General features: G+C 66.4%; 13 protein-coding genes and 2 pseudogenes. 9 read left to right on the top strand and 6 right to left on the bottom strand.

Going from position 1 to position 15,983, the window contains the following annotated elements; translation table 11 throughout:
• Nucleotides 1–223: 223 nt before the first annotated feature.
• From KHP60_RS13590 to KHP60_RS13580, 3 genes are read right to left on the bottom strand one after another with little or no spacing between them, the layout of a single operon-like run.
• On the bottom strand, nucleotides 224–826 hold the full coding sequence (locus KHP60_RS13590) for an SCO family protein (RefSeq protein ID WP_213564848.1): 603 nt from the start codon (nucleotides 824–826) through the stop codon (nucleotides 224–226).
• Nucleotides 827–841: 15 nt separating this feature from the next.
• The gene (locus KHP60_RS13585) at nucleotides 842–1,780 is read right to left on the bottom strand and encodes a DUF1775 domain-containing protein (RefSeq protein WP_213564846.1); all 939 of its coding nucleotides are present in this window, start codon (nucleotides 1,778–1,780) and stop codon (nucleotides 842–844) included.
• Nucleotides 1,781–1,825: 45 nt separating this feature from the next.
• Nucleotides 1,826–2,218 (bottom strand): DUF2946 family protein, encoded by a 393-nt coding sequence (locus tag KHP60_RS13580; protein ID WP_213564844.1) that lies wholly within the window; start codon nucleotides 2,216–2,218, stop codon nucleotides 1,826–1,828.
• 356 nt (nucleotides 2,219–2,574) lie between these two features.
• On the opposite strand from KHP60_RS13580, the pseudogene KHP60_RS25855 reads away from it, so the two are divergent.
• From KHP60_RS25855 to KHP60_RS13545, 8 genes and pseudogenes are all read left to right on the top strand, one after another.
• Nucleotides 2,575–3,102: pseudogene (locus KHP60_RS25855) on the top strand (DNA translocase FtsK 4TM domain-containing protein); the annotation flags it as partial.
• Nucleotides 3,103–3,591: 489 nt separating this feature from the next.
• Nucleotides 3,592–5,412 (top strand): annotated as a pseudogene (locus tag KHP60_RS25850) (DNA translocase FtsK); the annotation flags it as partial.
• A gap of 22 nt (nucleotides 5,413–5,434) precedes the next feature.
• Nucleotides 5,435–5,575 (top strand): DNA translocase FtsK, encoded by a 141-nt coding sequence (locus KHP60_RS25845; protein ID WP_213564871.1) that lies wholly within the window; start codon nucleotides 5,435–5,437, stop codon nucleotides 5,573–5,575.
• A gap of 97 nt (nucleotides 5,576–5,672) precedes the next feature.
• On the top strand, nucleotides 5,673–6,596 hold the full coding sequence (locus tag KHP60_RS13565; RefSeq protein ID WP_213564842.1) for an outer-membrane lipoprotein carrier protein LolA: 924 nt from the start codon (nucleotides 5,673–5,675) through the stop codon (nucleotides 6,594–6,596).
• Nucleotides 6,597–6,860: 264 nt separating this feature from the next.
• Entirely contained in the window at nucleotides 6,861–7,676 is an 816-nt protein-coding gene (xth, locus tag KHP60_RS13560; protein WP_213564840.1) for an exodeoxyribonuclease III, read from the top strand.
• A gap of 41 nt (nucleotides 7,677–7,717) precedes the next feature.
• Nucleotides 7,718–8,617, top strand: a complete 900-nt coding sequence (locus KHP60_RS13555; protein WP_213564838.1) for a Gfo/Idh/MocA family protein — start codon at nucleotides 7,718–7,720, stop codon at nucleotides 8,615–8,617.
• Nucleotides 8,618–8,855: 238 nt separating this feature from the next.
• The gene (locus KHP60_RS13550; RefSeq protein WP_213564836.1) at nucleotides 8,856–10,358 is read left to right on the top strand and encodes an HWE histidine kinase domain-containing protein; all 1,503 of its coding nucleotides are present in this window, start codon (nucleotides 8,856–8,858) and stop codon (nucleotides 10,356–10,358) included.
• A gap of 126 nt (nucleotides 10,359–10,484) precedes the next feature.
• Nucleotides 10,485–12,197 carry a methyl-accepting chemotaxis protein gene (locus KHP60_RS13545; RefSeq protein ID WP_213564834.1) on the top strand — a complete coding sequence of 571 codons (1,713 nt, stop codon included), beginning with the start codon at nucleotides 10,485–10,487 and terminating at the stop codon, nucleotides 12,195–12,197.
• Nucleotides 12,198–12,209: 12 nt separating this feature from the next.
• On the opposite strand, the gene KHP60_RS13540 is transcribed toward KHP60_RS13545, so the two are convergent.
• Both KHP60_RS13540 and KHP60_RS13535 read right to left on the bottom strand, forming a co-directional pair.
• Nucleotides 12,210–12,704 (bottom strand): cyclic nucleotide-binding domain-containing protein, encoded by a 495-nt coding sequence (locus KHP60_RS13540; RefSeq protein ID WP_213564833.1) that lies wholly within the window; start codon nucleotides 12,702–12,704, stop codon nucleotides 12,210–12,212.
• Nucleotides 12,705–12,711: 7 nt separating this feature from the next.
• Nucleotides 12,712–13,398 (bottom strand): response regulator transcription factor, encoded by a 687-nt coding sequence (locus KHP60_RS13535; protein WP_213564832.1) that lies wholly within the window; start codon nucleotides 13,396–13,398, stop codon nucleotides 12,712–12,714.
• 237 nt (nucleotides 13,399–13,635) lie between these two features.
• Between KHP60_RS13535 and KHP60_RS13530 the strand changes: the two genes are divergently transcribed.
• The gene (locus KHP60_RS13530; protein ID WP_213564831.1) at nucleotides 13,636–14,169 is read left to right on the top strand and encodes a L,D-transpeptidase; all 534 of its coding nucleotides are present in this window, start codon (nucleotides 13,636–13,638) and stop codon (nucleotides 14,167–14,169) included.
• Between the two features lie 164 nt (nucleotides 14,170–14,333).
• Here the strand turns inward: KHP60_RS13530 and KHP60_RS13525 are convergent, their stop codons facing one another.
• Nucleotides 14,334–15,848, bottom strand: a complete 1,515-nt coding sequence (locus tag KHP60_RS13525; protein WP_213564830.1) for an ABC-F family ATP-binding cassette domain-containing protein — start codon at nucleotides 15,846–15,848, stop codon at nucleotides 14,334–14,336.
• Nucleotides 15,849–15,983 lie beyond the last annotated feature (135 nt).

The raw sequence follows: 15,983 nt of genomic DNA, 5'->3' as shown, positions 1-15,983 counted from the left end.
GAGACCCCAGCTCGGGTGCAGCAGCAACGAAGCCTTCCAGAGGCTCGAACGGAGAAGCCCCGGTCCTCACGGCCGGGGCTTTTCTTTGCGTTCGATTGGATGAACTCACCTCGTCATGACCGGGCGTGTCCCGGCCGTCCCGATCATGAAAAGCGCAGCGCCCCCAGCAATCGGGATCACCGGCGCAAGGCCGGTGATGACGTCGAGAGAGGGAGGATTCACCTCACCCGTTCTTGATCAACTGCCTCAGCTTCGCCCGCCGGGTCTCCTCCGGCTCCTGGAAGTTGGACGTGCCGTAGAACTCGCCCTTGCCGTCCATGAGGAACAGGGTCGCCGAATGATCCATGGTGTAGTCCTGGCCCTCCGTCGGGACCTTGCGGTAATAGATCTTGTAGGCGCGGGCGGCCGCCGCGATCTCCTCCTCGGTCCCCGACAGGCCGACGATGCGCGGATCGAAGGACGCCAGGTAGGTCTTCATCAGCTCCGGCGTGTCGCGCGCCGGATCCACGGTGATGAAGGCCGCCTGTAGTTTCTCGGCATCCTTGCCTAAGGCCGCCATGTCCTGCGTGAGGTCGTAGAGGGTGGTCGGGCAGACCTCGGGGCAATGGGTGAAGCCGAAGAACACCACGAAGGGCTTGCCCTTCAGGTTCTCCTCCGTAAACGGCTTGCCCTCATGGCTTACGAGCTTGAACGGTCCGCCGATCGGCACCTTGCCGGCGCTCTGCTGCTGTTGAGAAGGGAACAGTAGCAGGCCCGCCGTCACCACCAGCACCAGGAGACCGGTGGTGAAGACGAGGAGCGGCACGAGGAGACGTTTGAGATTCATCACCGGGCTCCCGTTCTAGTGCTTGTGCTCGGCCGGCGCCGCGCCGCCCATGCCGCGCACCGCGTATTCCACCTCGACGGAACCCGCCTTCTCGAAGACGAGCGTGCCCTTGACGCTCTGGCCTTCCTTCAGCGGCTCCTTCAGGTCCATGAACATGAGATGATACCCGCCCGGCTTCAATTCCACGGTGGCGCCCGGCTTGATCTCGAGCCCGCCCTCGACCGGCTTCATGCGCATGACGTCGCCCTCCATGCGCATCTCATGCACCTCGACCTTGGAGGCGAGCGGAAACGAGCCGCCGATCAGCCGGTCGGAATCGGCTCCGGTATTGGTGATGCGCAGATATCCGCCGCCGACCTTGGCGCCGCCGGGCGTCGCCCGCGACCAGGGCTGTTCGAGATTCAGCGGACCAGCCTTCACGGGCTGCGCCGCGGTGGCAATTCCTGCGACCCGCACGCCGGGCGCCGGCGATTTCAGGCCGTGCGGATCCTCGCCCGCGGCCGGCACCTGGGTCCATTCCTCGGTCGCGCCGTCGCATTCCTGCACCACGGGGAAATAGACCGTCGCCCCCGGCTGATAGGCGGCGGTGAAGCGGGCCTGGAACACGAACTCGTCGTAATGGGCATCGTCGAGGGAGCCCGTCCAAACGATGTCCGTCACGCCCTCGGATACCGCCTCGCCTTTGACCTGGTAGGCCTTCACATAGGAGCCCTTGGTGGTCTCCAGCTTCCAGCCGGCCTTCGGCATGGGCTTGACGGCCACGATGCCTTCCGGGATGCGGACGCGCACCTTGAGGGTCGCCTTGCCGTCGCAGCCATGGGGGATGCGTAAGGTCGCCTTGTAGGTGGAATTGGGCGCCGCCTGCCCGTTCTCGAAGGTGACATGGGCGAAGGCGGGCGAGGAAATCAGAAGAGCGGCAGCGGTCAGAGCGCCGCCGAAGCGTGACGAAGTCATCAGGAACGTCCTTGGGAGATGCTGTGGGATCGAATCGAACGGCAATCAGCCGAGGCGCGGCGGCGCGCGCGATCCCAGGGGCAGGACGTCGGAGGTGAGACGCAGGTGCGGTGGACCGGCCGGCCGCTGGTTCGCGACGGCAACGGGCGCGAACCGGTCGAGAAGGGACGTCAACGGAACCGGCTCGGCCACGCCCGAACCGTGACAGCTCAAGGTGCAGCAGAGGGTCTCGTGGGCTTTCTTCGGCCCGTGGTCCGGTGCGGAGAGGCCGTCGGAAGAACCATCCTGGACGCAGATGATCCCCTGCGCCTCGGCCGCCGCTGCCGCATGGAACGCGCCCCCGACGGAGAGAAGCAGGGCCTGCAGGACGAACGCATAGGCCATCACCGCCACGATGGCGGCGCGCGTCCAACCGGTCCGGGGCCCTTTGCGTGTCATGGCCGGGACACTGGTCTTTTGAAAGCTGAAGGTCAACAGCGGAAAAAAGCCCGAGGGCCTCGGAGGCGGCATCTGATCCCAGGCACGAGCCGCCTCTGCACGCCGGCACCGGCACGAGGCCGGCCATGACGGGACGGTTCGACCCGGTCGCACCACCCGCCGCCCTCCCCGCGACGGGAAGGGGCGGCGGGTGGCTTCGATGATGGAGCGGAGTCTCAGGATGAGGTCGGAGCCGCATGAGCCGGCATCCCGGCCCCACTTTTCCCGCACGATGCACTTACGGTTAAAGGACCCTTAACCCGGCTTCGCTAGCATCGGGCAACATTGTCCCGTCCTATGGTTTTTAGAGTGGTTTGATGCGTACGGCCCGCCGTTCTTCTTCCGCCTATGATGGCCTCTTCAGCGCCTTCCGAGCCTTCCTGGCCCGCCGGGCGCAAGAGCTGACGGGCCTGTGCCTGATCGCCGTTTCCGGAGCGGTCGCGGTGGCGCTCGCCACCTGGTCGGTCGACGATCCGAGCCTCAACAACGCCACCGATCTTCCCGTCCGCAACCTTCTCGGCTGGCCCGGTGCCATCGTGGCCGACCTGCTGATGCAGCTGCTGGGGCTCGGCGCCATCGCGGCCGTGCTGCCCCTGGCCCTGTGGGGCTGGCGGCTCATGAAATCGGGCGATCTCGGCCGCCTGCAGCTCCGCCTGGCCCTCTGGGTCATCGGCGCGGGTGCCGCGACGGCCCTTGCCGGCGCCCTGCCTCCGACGCAGAGCTGGCCGCTGCCGACGGGCCTCGGCGGCGTGGTCGGCGATGCAATCCTGGCCGGGGCGAAGGCCATCACGGGTCTCTCCAGCGGCTCCGCCAGCGCCGTGCTCGGCTTCCTGTTCGCCGGCATCGCGATCTTCAGCCTCACGGCCGCCTGCGGTCTCGGCGCGGCGGAGGAGCGGCACCACGAGGAGCCGGAGGAATTCGAGGACCGCCAGCCCGTCAGGCGGCGCAGGATCCAGGATTGGGACGAGGCCGAGGAAATCACCCAGGACGAGCCGGGCTGGGGCATCGTCTCGCTGGGCGCCCTCGCCCATGGCGTCATGAGCCTGCGCGCCAGTGCCCGGCGCTGGAAGGAAAACCGCCGCTCCGCCCTCGACGAGGACTGCGAGGACATGCCCGCCCAGGCGAAGCGCTCGTCCCGCCAGCCCGGCCTGCGGCGCGAGCCCGTTCTCGAGGGCGCCCCCGCCCGCCCGCGGCCCGCGCCGGCTTCCGTACCGATGCATGACGAGGACGAAGCCGGCTGGGACGGGGACGACGTCGCCCTGCCCTCACTGCGCCCGGCGGCCCGGCCCGAGCCGATGCCGGCGCGCGTCGGACCGGCGCATGCGGCACCGAAGCCCGGCAAGCGCATGGCCCGCGAGGCGCAGCCTTCGATGCTCGACGAAGAGAATTACCAGCTGCCCCAGCTCAACCTCCTGGCCGAGCCGAAACGGCCATCCGTCCCGACGATCTCGGCCGAGGCGCTGGAGCAGAACGCCGCTCTGCTCGAAGGCACCCTGGAAGATTTCGGCGTCCGGGGCGCCATCACCAAGGTCAATCCCGGTCCGGTTGTGACGTTGTATGAGCTGGAGCCGGCGCCTGGGACGAAGTCGTCGCGGGTGATCTCGCTGGCGGACGACATCGCGCGCTCGATGAGCGCGGTCTCGGCCCGCGTGGCCGTGGTGCAGGGCCGCAACGCCATCGGCATCGAGCTGCCCAACCACAAGCGCGANGAGCTGGAGCCGGCGCCTGGGACGAAGTCGTCGCGGGTGATCTCGCTGGCGGACGACATCGCGCGCTCGATGAGCGCGGTCTCGGCCCGCGTGGCCGTGGTGCAGGGCCGCAACGCCATCGGCATCGAGCTGCCCAACCACAAGCGCGAGACCGTGTTCCTGCGCGAGCTGCTCGCCTCCCAGGACTTCGAGACCTCGAAGCAGAAGCTCGCCCTGTGCCTGGGCAAGACCATCGGGGGCGAGCCCGTCATCGCCGATCTCGCCCGCATGCCGCACCTCTTGGTCGCCGGCACCACCGGGTCGGGCAAGTCGGTGGCGATCAACACCATGATCCTGTCCCTGGTCTACCGGCTCTCGCCGGCCGAGTGCCGCCTGATCATGGTCGACCCGAAGATGCTCGAGCTCTCGGTCTACGACGGCATCCCGCACCTGCTCACGCCCGTGGTCACCGACCCCAAGAAGGCGGTCGTCGCGCTCAAATGGGCGGTGCGCGAGATGGAGGACCGCTACCGCAAGATGTCCAAGCTCGGCGTGCGCAACATCGACGGCTTCAACGCCCGCGTGGTCGAGGCCAAGGCGCGGGCCGAGACCATCACCCGCACGGTGCAGACCGGCTTCGACCGCGAGACCGGCGAGGCGATCTACGAGGACGAGGTGATGGATCTCGATCCTCTGCCCTACATCGTGGTGATCGTCGACGAGATGGCCGACCTGATGATGGTGGCCGGCAAGGAGATCGAAGGCGCGATCCAGCGCCTGGCCCAGATGGCCCGAGCGGCCGGCATCCACGTGATCCTGGCGACGCAGCGGCCGTCCGTGGACGTGATCACCGGCACGATCAAGGCGAACTTCCCGACCCGGATCTCGTTCCAGGTCACGTCGAAGATCGACAGCCGCACGATCTTAGGCGAGATGGGNGTGATCCTGGCGACGCAGCGGCCGTCCGTGGACGTGATCACCGGCACGATCAAGGCGAACTTCCCGACCCGGATCTCGTTCCAGGTCACGTCGAAGATCGACAGCCGCACGATCTTAGGCGAGATGGGCGCCGAGCAGCTTCTGGGGCAGGGCGACATGCTGTACATGGCCGGCGGCGGGCGCATCACCCGGGTGCACGGGCCGTTCTGCTCGGACGAGGAGGTGGAGAAGGTGGTGGCGCATCTCAAGCGCCAGGGCCGGCCGCAATATCTCGAGGCGGTCACGGCCGAGGAGGACGAGGGCGGCGGGGCCGGGGCGGATGCGCCGGTGTTCGACCAGGGCGAGTTCGGCTCCCCCAGTGGCGACCTGTACGACCAGGCGGTGGCGGTGGTGCTGCGCGACAAGAAGGCGTCGACGAGCTACATCCAGCGCCGGCTGCAGATCGGCTACAACCGCGCCGCCTCGCTCATGGAGCGCATGGAGCACGAGGGCATCGTCGGTCCCGCAAACCACGCCGGAAAACGCGAGATNGAAGGCGTCGACGAGCTACATCCAGCGCCGGCTGCAGATCGGCTACAACCGCGCCGCCTCGCTCATGGAGCGCATGGAGCACGAGGGCATCGTCGGTCCCGCAAACCACGCCGGAAAACGCGAGATTCTGCTTGAAACCCCCGGGATGGGAGACGATTAAGGCTTCGTCGGAACCTTGGCCTCTGCCCTGCGTCATCAGTGACCGCTGCTTGGCCATTGGACATGGCCCAAGATGGTTCCGAAGGAGATCGAATCGGATGCGTCCCATCCCTCTTGCCAGCCTGGTGACGGCCCTCTGCGCGGGTGCCCTGCCGGCCATGGCCCAGACGCTTCCGATCGAGATGATCCTGGCTCCCGCCCGCCCCGCTGCCGCCCAAATCTTCACCGCTTCGCCGCCTCACCTGCCGACCTCCTTCTTTCATCGTGCCACGTCCCCGTCGGCCACTGCCCCGTCGTCCCGGCCGGTCATTCCCAGGCCGGCCAATGCGGAGCAGGTCCTGGCCGCGACCGCGCCCCTCCCGCCGAGCCGCGCCGCCATGGCGGAGGCTCGCGAAGCGCCCGAACCGGAACCCATCGCCATCGCGCCCAGGCCCATCGTGACCGCCGCCGTGGAGCCCGTGGCCCTGCGCCAGCCGCTTTCGAACAACGCGGTGGTGGAGCGGGCCAATGCCTATTTCACGAACCTGAGCACCCTGGTGGCCGATTTCACGCAGGTGGGCGGCGACGGCCGACGGCAGGGCGGCACCCTCTACCTCCAGCGTCCCGGCAAGGTGCGGTTCGAATACGATCCGCCGGCCGCCCTCCAGGTGATTGCCGACGGCCGGTCAGTGGCCGTGCGCGATCGCAAGCTCGCCACCCAGGACCTCTATTCGATCTCCCAGACGCCGCTGAAATTCCTCCTGCGCGAACAGGTCAATCTCGGCCAGGACATCAGGATCACGGGCATCGTCAACGATGGCGATTCGGTGCGAATCAGCCTGGAGGACTCCTCGACGCTGGGCGGCACCTCCCGCATCACCCTCTATTTCGACGGCCAGGTGGAAAACCTGAACCAGTGGCGCATCATCGATGCGCAGGGCTTCCAGACAATGGTGGTGCTGGGCAGGAGCGAACGCGGCCGCCGGATCGACCAGGATCTGTTCAAGATCCAGTACGACATCCTCGTCGGCGGGAATAAGTGAGAGCGTGGGATAGGCTTATCCGTGGCCGCGAATGCCTTAAAGGATACCACGGCCACCACATCATGGCCGGCCTCGTGCCGGCCATCCGGATGAAGAGAAGCGCGGCGCCTCACCGATCGAGATCACCGGCACAAGGCCGGTGATGACGGGGGGAGAGTGGGAAGCCGAGGGCTTCCCTCCTGTCGAGAGTGAGAGACGACAGCAACGCCCTTCCCTCCGGCGAAAATCTGTCGTAGCCGGAAGGGATTTTCCGAGGGCCTTCCCGTGCAACTGACCGTCTCGACCTGGAACATCAATTCCGTTCGCCTGCGCATCGACCAGGTGGGCCGTTTCCTGAAGGAGCGGCGTCCCGATATCCTGTGCCTGCAGGAAACCAAATGCCCGAACGACAAGCTGCCCCTGAAGGAACTGCAGGCCTTCGGTTACCCCTTCGTCGTCCATATGGGCCAGAAGGGCTATAACGGTGTTGCCATCCTGTCCCGCTATCCGTTCACGGAAACCGGCGTGATGGAGATGTGCGGCCGCCAGGATGCGCGCCACATCACCGTCACCTTGAGCCGGGAGGCCAAGGCCGCGGCAGGCCTGACGATTCATAATTTCTATGTCCCCGCCGGCGGCGATATCCCCGATCCGGGGCTCAACGAGAAGTTCAGGCACAAGCTCGACTTCATGGCCGAGATGCGCAGCTGGGGCGGCCGCTCGAAGCCCACCTCGGCGCCCGCGATCCTGGTCGGCGATCTCAACGTGGCCCCGCTCGAACACGACGTCTGGAGCCACAAGCAGCTCCTCGACGTGGTGAGCCATACGCCGGTCGAGACGGAAGCGCTCGAGGAGCTGCGCCAGGAGGCGGAATGGATCGACGCCATGCGGGTCCTGCGCCCGGAGCCGGAGAAGATCTACTCCTGGTGGAGCTACCGCTCGCCGGACTGGGCCGCCGCCGACAAGGGCCGACGGCTCGATCACATCTGGCTGTCGAAGGACATGAAGGACACCCTGCGGTCGATCGACGTCACCCGCGAGACCCGCGGCTGGGAGCGCCCCTCCGACCACGCGCCCGTCACGGCGGTGCTGGAACTGTAAGCCGGCCGGCCGGCAAGGATCCTCTTGCGGAAAGAACGCTCATGCATGGCATCGGGATTGTCGGGCTCGGCACGATGGGCCGGCGGCTCGCGGAAGGTTTCAACGCGAATGCCGCCTTCAGGATCGTCGGGGCCTACGATCCGGCGGCCACCGAAACGACGGTTCCGATGGTCGACAGCCTTGCCGGGCTCGTCACCGATCCATCCGTTCAATGCGTCTATGTGGCGACACCTCCTCTGACCCACGAGGATATCGTCAGATCGGTTGCGCGTGCCGGAAAGGCTCTCTTCTGCGAGGAGCCCCTGGCGGCCGCACCGGGAGCAGCCCGCGCCTGCGTCGACGTCGTGACCCAGGCGGGCATTCCGGCCGCGGTCAATTTTCCCTTTGCAACGGCTCCGGCGGCGGTTCGTCTCAAGGAACTGGTCGAGACCGGAACGCTCGGCGACGATCTCTCGGCCCATTTGACCCTGCGCTTCCGGCAATGGCCGAGGGGGTGGCAGCAGGGCGCGACCACGTGGCTGGCACGACCCGAGCAAGGCGGCTTCACGCGTGAGGTCGTCTCTCATTTCGTCTTCCTGGCCCTGCGCCTGTTCGGCCCGGGGCGGCTGATCGAATGCTCTGTCGAACGGGGAGAAACCGGGACGGAGACCCGCGTCCATGCGGTGCTTCGATTTGCGGCCGCGACCATGACCATCGACGGCGCCGTGGCCGGCAGCGAAGACGAGTTCAATCGCTTCGAGGTCAGAGGCTCCAGGAGTTCGGCCGTCATGAGCGAATGGTACCGCCTGACTCATGAGAGCGGGAATATCGCACCGTCGCGGGGAGATGCCGGGCAGATTGCGGAACTCGGCCTGCTCCTGGAAGGCCGCGCCAACCGGCTGGCCACCTTCGAAGAAGCCGCTCAGGTGGTTCTGCTCATCGAAGAGATGTTGGCATCCTAGAGCATCGGACCCAAAAGCGGACTGGCACTTTTGGGATCCATTCCGATGCTCATCCGTCTGAACGGGCGCATCGTGCGGACCCCGAGGGCCGCATCAGCGAAAACCGGGTCCGCACGATGCGCTAAACACCGACTAACCTTTATTCATTCGTCGCTCGACGTAAAAACTCTGCGCTGCTTTGACACGGGATGGGCAAGGCGAGTGTTCTATACTTGAAAATCTCTGCTATGGTCTTCCCATGACACAAGGGAATGCCGCCGCTCGCAACGAGCCGGCCACAGAGCAGGACGAGAGCGCGGTGGTCGAGGCGGTCGGCCGTATCGATGCGGTCTCCTCCATTCTGGAACTCGTGCTGGACAGCACCGGCCTCGGTTTCGGGGCCGTGGCCCGGGTAACCGAGACCTCCTGGACGGCCTGCGCGGTGCTCGACCGGATCGGCTTCGGCCTTCCCGTGGGCGGAACGCTGGAGGTCGCGACCACCTTCTGCTCGGAGATCCGCGCCTCCAGCACACCCATCGTGATTGATCAGGCCAGCACGGACCAGGTCTATTGTACGCACCGGACGCCCAGGATGTACGGCTTCGAAAGCTACATCGCGGTTCCAATCATCCTGCGCTCAGGCGAAATCTTCGGCACCATCTGCGCGCTCGATCCCAAGCCGGCCAAGCTGTCCGACCCCAAGACCCTGAAGACCCTGCGGCTCTTCGCCGAGCTGATCGGCTCGCAGCTCGAGCTCGACGAGACCCTGGCCGATCTCCGGTCGGAGCGGGAGCACCTGCACACCCTGTTCCGGCAGATGCCGAGCATGATGAGCGTCGTCCGCGGGCCCGATCATGTGCTGGAAATGGCCAATGACGCCTATCGCCGCTTCGTGGGCGAGGAGCGGGCACGGATCGGCCATTCCATGCGGGAGACCCTGCCGGAACTCGCGGGCCAGGGCTTCTTCGAGCTGCGGGACCAGGTTTACCGGACCGGGCGGCCGCATATCGGCCGCGGCCAGCGCGTGCTGCTGTCCAACGGCACCGACGGTTCTCCCGAAGAACATTTCCTCGACTTCATCTATCAGCCGATGAAGGACGCCGAGGGCCGTGTGATCGGAATCTTCAGCGAGGCCATCGACATCACCGATCACAAGCGGGCGCTCGACCACCAGGGCCTGCTGATCAACGAGCTGAACCACCGGGTGAAGAACACCCTGGCGACCGTGCAGTCCATCGCGTTCCAGTCGCTCAAGAACGCCGAGACCTTGGACCATGCCCAGGAGAGGCTGGAGAGCCGGCTGATGGCGCTCGCGCGGGTTCACGACGTGCTGACGCTGGAGAGCTGGGACAGCGCCGAGCTGCGCACCATCGTGCATCAGGCGATCTCTCCCTTCGAGAGCGTGGATCTGCAGCGCTTCGCCCTGTCCGGCCCCGCGATCAAGCTGCCTCCGCGCCAGGTGCTGCCCCTGTCGATGGCGGTCCACGAGCTTTTGACGAACGCGCTGAAATACGGTGCGCTTTCGGTGCCGTCCGGCTGGATCTCGATCTCGTGGGACCTCGCCGCGGACGGCAAGGAGGTGACGCTTCGCTGGGACGAGAATGGCGGGCCGACCGTACAGCCGCCATCCGCCCGCGGCTTCGGCACCCGTCTGATCGAGCGCGGCCTGGCTCAGGAACTCGGCGGATCCGTCCGGATCGACTTCGACCCGTCCGGGGTGATTTGCACCATCGCGTTTCCGCTCGCCGACGAGCGGGCATGAGGCGCGGGTCTGCTCCTTCGGGAATCGTCCTGGAACGGTAAAAGAGGCTCTTCTCCACGGCTTTTGACGGGTTGTTAACCGGTTTTTGCGAAGGCTTCCGCACGAATTTCCCTAAGGTAAATAACCGTGCAGTTCCTCGCCCATCGGAAGCTTTCCCACCTCACCACGGCCGCCATGGTGGCGTTCGTCGTGATGACCGCCGCCTCTCTCTTCGCGGTCGTGTCTCTTCAGACCCGTTCGGACGTCGAGACCAAGGCGCTGGCGCAGCTGCAATCCAATGTGCGCACCTTCGTGGGCATCCTGCGCGGCTCCATCGACAATCTTGCGGTGAAGAAGGATGCCGCGGGCGCCGTCACCGGGATCACCGTGAACGACGACGCGGTGTTCTACAGCGACGAGCTCGCCGACCGGATCGCCGAGGCGACGCAGGCTCCGGCGACCCTGTTCGTGAAGGACAGGACGAGCGGAAACTTCGTTCGCCGTGCCACCAACATGCGCAATCCGGACGGTTCCCGCGCCGTCGGCACCGCCATGGACCGCAACGGCGTCATCTTCCCCATCGTGTCGGCGGGCGGAACCTATGTGGGCAAGGCCAAGATTCTCGGTAACGACTATCTCCTGGTGAACCTGCCCGTCTTCGGCCAGAGCGGACAGGTTCTGGGCGTCCTCGGCAGCGGGTTCCAGGTCACGGCCCTCGAGGCCTCGGCGAGCCGCCTCCTGTGGCAGATGGGGATGGTCTCCCTCGCCGCCGTCCTCGTGCTGACCCTCGCGGCGATCCTGTCGGCCCGGATGCTGTTCCGGTCGATTCCGAAGCTGGCAGGCACCATGCAAAGCCTGGCCCACGGAGAGACCGCGCTGACGGTTCCTTACCTCGCCTGGAAGAACGAGATCGGCGAGATGGCCCGCGCGGTGGAAATCTTCCGCGAGAACACGGCTGAACGTCAGCGGCTCGCCGTCGAGCAGGCCAGCGAGAGCGACGCGAAGCTGCAGCGCGCCATGAAGCTCGACGCGCTGACGCGCCAGTTCGAAGCCAATGTCTCGGCCCTGACCCAGGGGTTGGCCGCCGCGGCCTCGGAAATGGAGGCGACCGCCCGGACCATGACCACCACGGCCGACCGGACCAACCGGCAATCCGTCAGCGTGGCGGCAGCAGCCGAGCAGACCTCGAGCAGCGTGCAGACCGTCGCCGCAGCCACGGAAGAGATGTCGATCTCGATCCGGGAGATCGCCCGGCAGATCACCCAGTCGTCCCAGATCTCGTTCGAGGCCGTCGAGAGCGCCAAGCGGACCAACGGCATCGTGCAGGCCCTGTCGAGCAGCGCCGAGCGCATCGGCGACGTGATCACGCTGATCAACAATCTGGCCGCCCAGACCAACCTGCTGGCGCTCAACGCCACCATCGAGGCGGCCCGCGCCGGCGAGGCCGGCAAGGGCTTCGCGGTGGTCGCCTCCGAGGTGAAGACCCTGGCGACCCAGACTGCCAAGGCCACCGAGGAGATCGGCTCGCAGATCGCCCAGATCCAGGGTGCCACCCAGGAAGCCGTCGGCGCGATCCACGGCATCCAGACCGTCATCGACCAGATCTCCTCCATTTCGACCGGAATCGCCGCCGCGATGGAAGAACAAGGCGCCACCACGGGCGAGATCTCGCGCAGCGTCCAGGAGGCCGCCCGGGGCACCGGCCAGGTGACGGAGAGCATCGAGAGCGTGAAGCACGGGGCCGGAGAGACGGGTGCCGCGGCAACCCAGGTGCTTGACGCGGCGCAGGAGCTCGCCCGCTACGCCGAGAACCTCAGCCGCGAGGTCGACGTCTTCCTGACCGACGTGAAGGCCGCGTGAGGAGCTTGCTCCTCACGCCTCATCCGGCGGCACGGCCGGGAGTTCCCCGCCGTCGATGGCGATGAGCTGCTGGCGGACCCGCTCCAGACCTTCCGTGAGTCGGGTCAGTTCTTCCGCCATGGCCTCGTGGATGGAAGCGGCGGCGTCCGGAAATTCCTCCAGCACCCGGCGCATCAGGCTCGGGGTCACGCGGATGATGCCGGAGGGCTCGCGGGCGGTGGCCGTCGCGCGGCGCTCGATGCGGGCGAACAGGGCCGCCTGCCCGATGAGGGAGCCCGGACCGGCCAGGAACGTCTCCGGCGAGCCGTCATCCTTGGCATCGAGCGCGATGGCGCCGCGGCTCACCACATAGCCGCCGTCGGAGCGGTCGCCTTTCTTGAACAGCACGTCGCCTTCCCGGTAGGTCCGGCTCTCCGACGCGAAGGCCACGAGGCGCAGGGCGTCCCGCTCCAGCAGGTTGAACAGGGGCGCCTGGCTTAAGACCGCGATGTCGTCGTCGAGCGCCATGATGCTCTTACGGGATCAGCTTGTAGCCACCGGGCTCGGTGACTAGGATGCTGGCATTGGACGGATCGGACTCGATCTTCTGACGCAGGCGGTAGATATGCGTCTCGAGGGTGTGCGTGGTGACGTTGGAATTGTAGCCCCAGACCTCGGTGAGCAGGGTGTCGCGCCCGACCACCGCCTGACCGGCGCGGTAGAGATAGCGCAGGATCGCCGTTTCCTTCTCGGTGAGCTTGAGCTTGGAGCCCTTGTCGGTGGTGAGCAGCTTCGAGCCCGGGCGGAAGATGTACGGCCCGATCTGGAACACCGCATCCTCGCTCGCCTCGTATTGGCGCAGCTGCGCCCGGATGCGGGCGAGCAGCACGGCGAACTTGAACGGCTTGACCACATAGTCGTTCGCCCCCGCCTCCAGGCCCATCACCGTATCGGTATCGGAGCCTTGGGCGGTGAGCATGATGATCGGGCTGCGGAAGCCGTTCTGGCGCATGACCTTGACGGCCTCGCGCCCGTCCATGTCGGGCAGGCCCACATCCATGATGGCGAGATCGATCCGGTCCCCCTTCACCGCGTCGATGGCGCCCGTGGCGGTCTCGGCGGTCGCAACCTGAAACTCGTCATAGAATCCGAGCTGTTCGGCTAGGGTGTCGCGCAGGTCCTGATCGTCATCGACGACGAGGAGGCGGCTGGCATTCGACATCTCAAACCCTTCGACACGATGAACTGCAAAAGTCGCATAAGCGGCCTTCGAGAAGCGGGCCCCTCTTGACCTCAGGCCGGTTCGCCCGCCCTCTTATCGCCGCGCACGATCCCGGACCGAAAATCGCCGCCTGGCCTTCGGCCGGCGCGAGCCTTGAGCTTTGGATCATGCCCGATGCATAAGAGTAGTCATTCCCAGCTTGACAACAAGAGGGACCTTCCATCCCTTCCACTGCCCATGAAACTCTCTCGCGTCAATGTCATCCGTGTCTTTCGCTCGCCGCTAGACCACAGGCGCGGGCGTCTTACGGCGGGCAACCTCGTCATTCCCTGCGCGCTGGGACGCTCCGGGACGGCCTGCGCCAAGCGCGAGGGTGACGGCGCCTCGCCGGTCGGGCGCTTCAGGATCCTGCAGGCATTCTACCGTCCCGACCATGGTCCCCGTCCCCGGACGGGCCTGAAGGTGAGGCCGATCCGTCCGACGGACGGGTGGTCCGACGACGTGAGGGATCGCCGGTACAACCGCCTCGTCCCGCTGCCCTGCCCCACCGGTCATGAAAAAATGTGGCGGGACGATCACCTCTACGACGTGGTGCTCGACATCGCCTGGAACCGCGGCCCGGTCAGGCGAGGCCGCGGCAGCGCCATCTTCCTGCATCTGGCCCGCCCGGGCTTCCTGCCGACGGAAGGCTGCGTCGCCGTCGACAGACGCATGATCCGCCGCCTGCTGGAACGGATCGGGCCGAACACGCGGATCGAGATCGTGGGGTGACCATGAGCCCTCATTCCCCTCGCGTCATGGCCGGGCTTGTCCCGGCCATCCCGATGAGGAAAAGCTCAGTGCCTCATCTCATCGCGATCACCGGCACGAGGCCGGCCATGACGTCTTTCACTCAATTTCACTTCCGCACCTAAATCAAGCGCGGCTCTCGTCCCTCACCCGACCACGCTGTCGTAGAACGTCTCCGGCCCGTCGATCTCGCGCATCCGGCCCTTGTCGATGAGCAGGAAGCGGGTACCGATGGTTTTCACGAAGCTGCGGTCGTGGGACACGACGATGCAGGTGGCTTGCGCGTCGAGGACTTCCGATTCCAGCTGCTCGCGGCCGGGTATGTCCACGTGGTTGGTGGGCTCGTCCATGAGATAGAAGTTCGGCTCGGACAGGCGCAAGGCGAGCAGGCCGAGCCGTGCCCTCTGACCCGGCGACAGTTTTGCGATGGGAAGCCCCTGCCTCTCGATGGAAAAGCCCGCTTCCGCCAGGACCGCGCGGCTGCGCTGATCGCCGAGGCGAAACTCCGACAGGATGAAATCGTGCGCAGTGGCCTGCCGAGGCAGTTGCTGCATGTCCTGATCCACATAGCCGAGGGCGAGGCTCGGGCTCATCCGGATGCCGGGCATACCCTCGGGCAACCTCATCGCCTCGTGCAGCAGGCGGACGAGTTGCGACTTGCCCGCGCCGTTGCGTCCGAGCACCACGATGCGGTCGCCCTGGCCCACGTCGAGCCTTGGAATCGCAAAGAGCTTTCGCCCGTCCGGCGTCTGCACGGTGACATTCTCCAGCGCCACGAGCACCCGCGCATGGGTGCCGCGATTGCCCAGCCGGATCTCGCCCGGCCGTTCCCTGTGCACGGCGCGCGCGCTCTGCTCCAGGGCATCGGCGCGGCGCTTGATCTGCGCGGATTTGATCTGCGCCGCATCGCTGCCGCTGTTGATGCCGACATTGCGCAATTCCTGCGCGCTCTGGCGCAGGCGCTTCACCTCGCGCAGGGTTTTCTCGCGCTGCGTCTGCGCGGCTGAATCATGCGCGTCGAGCAGCACGCGGGCGCGGCGATAGGGATGCGCGAAGGAGACGGATTCCTCCGGCCGCAGGAAAAGGGTTTTCGTCGTGCAGGCATCGAGGAAATCGCGGTCGTGGCTCGCCACCACGATGGGCGCGGTATAGCCCGCCGCGTTGACCCACGCCTCCAGCTTGAAGAGCTTTTCGAGATCGAGATGGTTCGTGGGCTCGTCGAGAAGAAGCAGATCGGGCTGCGTGATCCACGCGCGTGCGATCAGCGCCAGCCGCTGCCAGCCGCCGCTGAGCGCGCGCATCGGGAGGCTGCGCAGGTCGGCGGGCGTTTCGAATTCGTCGAGCACCATGTCGACCCGCCATTCCTGCCCCTCGCGCTCACCTGGTGGCAGCGCCCGATGCAGCACGTCGTGGAGGGAAAGGTCGAGCAGGTTCGCGGGAACGTCCTGCTCCACGAGGGCCACGCGCAGGCCTCGCGCGCGGATGATGTCTCCCTCGGTCGGTTCGGCAAGGCCGGCAAGGCATTTCAGAAGAGTCGATTTCCCGGCGCCGTTGGCCGCGACGAGGCCGAGGCGGTCGCCCTCGCCGATGACGAGGCTCAGGTTCCGGAACAGGGGTGTGTGGGCAATGACGCCGACATTGCGAAGGCTCAGGGATGCCATTGAAAAATCTCACTGGTGCAGCGCGCTCGGGCAATGGCCTCAAGGGAGCGCGAAAAATCTGGAACGTGTCAGACGCGCTGGATCCTTGCGGAGCCGCAGGCGCGATTGAGCCGTTCAGAGCTGACCAGAATGAGA

Source organism: Microvirga sp. 3-52 (assembly GCF_018383585.1).
GTDB lineage: Bacteria > Pseudomonadota > Alphaproteobacteria > Rhizobiales > Beijerinckiaceae > Microvirga.
The sequence above is the reverse complement of the archived record's forward strand: the minus strand, read 5'-3'. Positions and strand labels throughout refer to the sequence as shown.

Coding starts and splice junctions, on each gene's coding strand:
- KHP60_RS13585 (WP_213564846.1), bottom strand. CDS start 1,780: ATGACTTCGTCACGCTTCGGCGGCGCTCTGACCGCTGCCGCTCTTCTG.
- KHP60_RS13525 (WP_213564830.1), bottom strand. CDS start 15,848: ATGGCATCCCTGAGCCTTCGCAATGTCGGCGTCATTGCCCACACACCC.
- KHP60_RS13530 (WP_213564831.1), top strand. CDS start 13,636: ATGAAACTCTCTCGCGTCAATGTCATCCGTGTCTTTCGCTCGCCGCTA.
- KHP60_RS13590 (WP_213564848.1), bottom strand. CDS start 826: ATGAATCTCAAACGTCTCCTCGTGCCGCTCCTCGTCTTCACCACCGGT.
- KHP60_RS13565 (WP_213564842.1), top strand. CDS start 5,673: ATGCGTCCCATCCCTCTTGCCAGCCTGGTGACGGCCCTCTGCGCGGGT.
- KHP60_RS13555 (WP_213564838.1), top strand. CDS start 7,718: ATGCATGGCATCGGGATTGTCGGGCTCGGCACGATGGGCCGGCGGCTC.
- KHP60_RS13580 (WP_213564844.1), bottom strand. CDS start 2,218: ATGACACGCAAAGGGCCCCGGACCGGTTGGACGCGCGCCGCCATCGTG.
- KHP60_RS13535 (WP_213564832.1), bottom strand. CDS start 13,398: ATGTCGAATGCCAGCCGCCTCCTCGTCGTCGATGACGATCAGGACCTG.
- KHP60_RS13550 (WP_213564836.1), top strand. CDS start 8,856: ATGACACAAGGGAATGCCGCCGCTCGCAACGAGCCGGCCACAGAGCAG.
- KHP60_RS13540 (WP_213564833.1), bottom strand. CDS start 12,704: ATGGCGCTCGACGACGACATCGCGGTCTTAAGCCAGGCGCCCCTGTTC.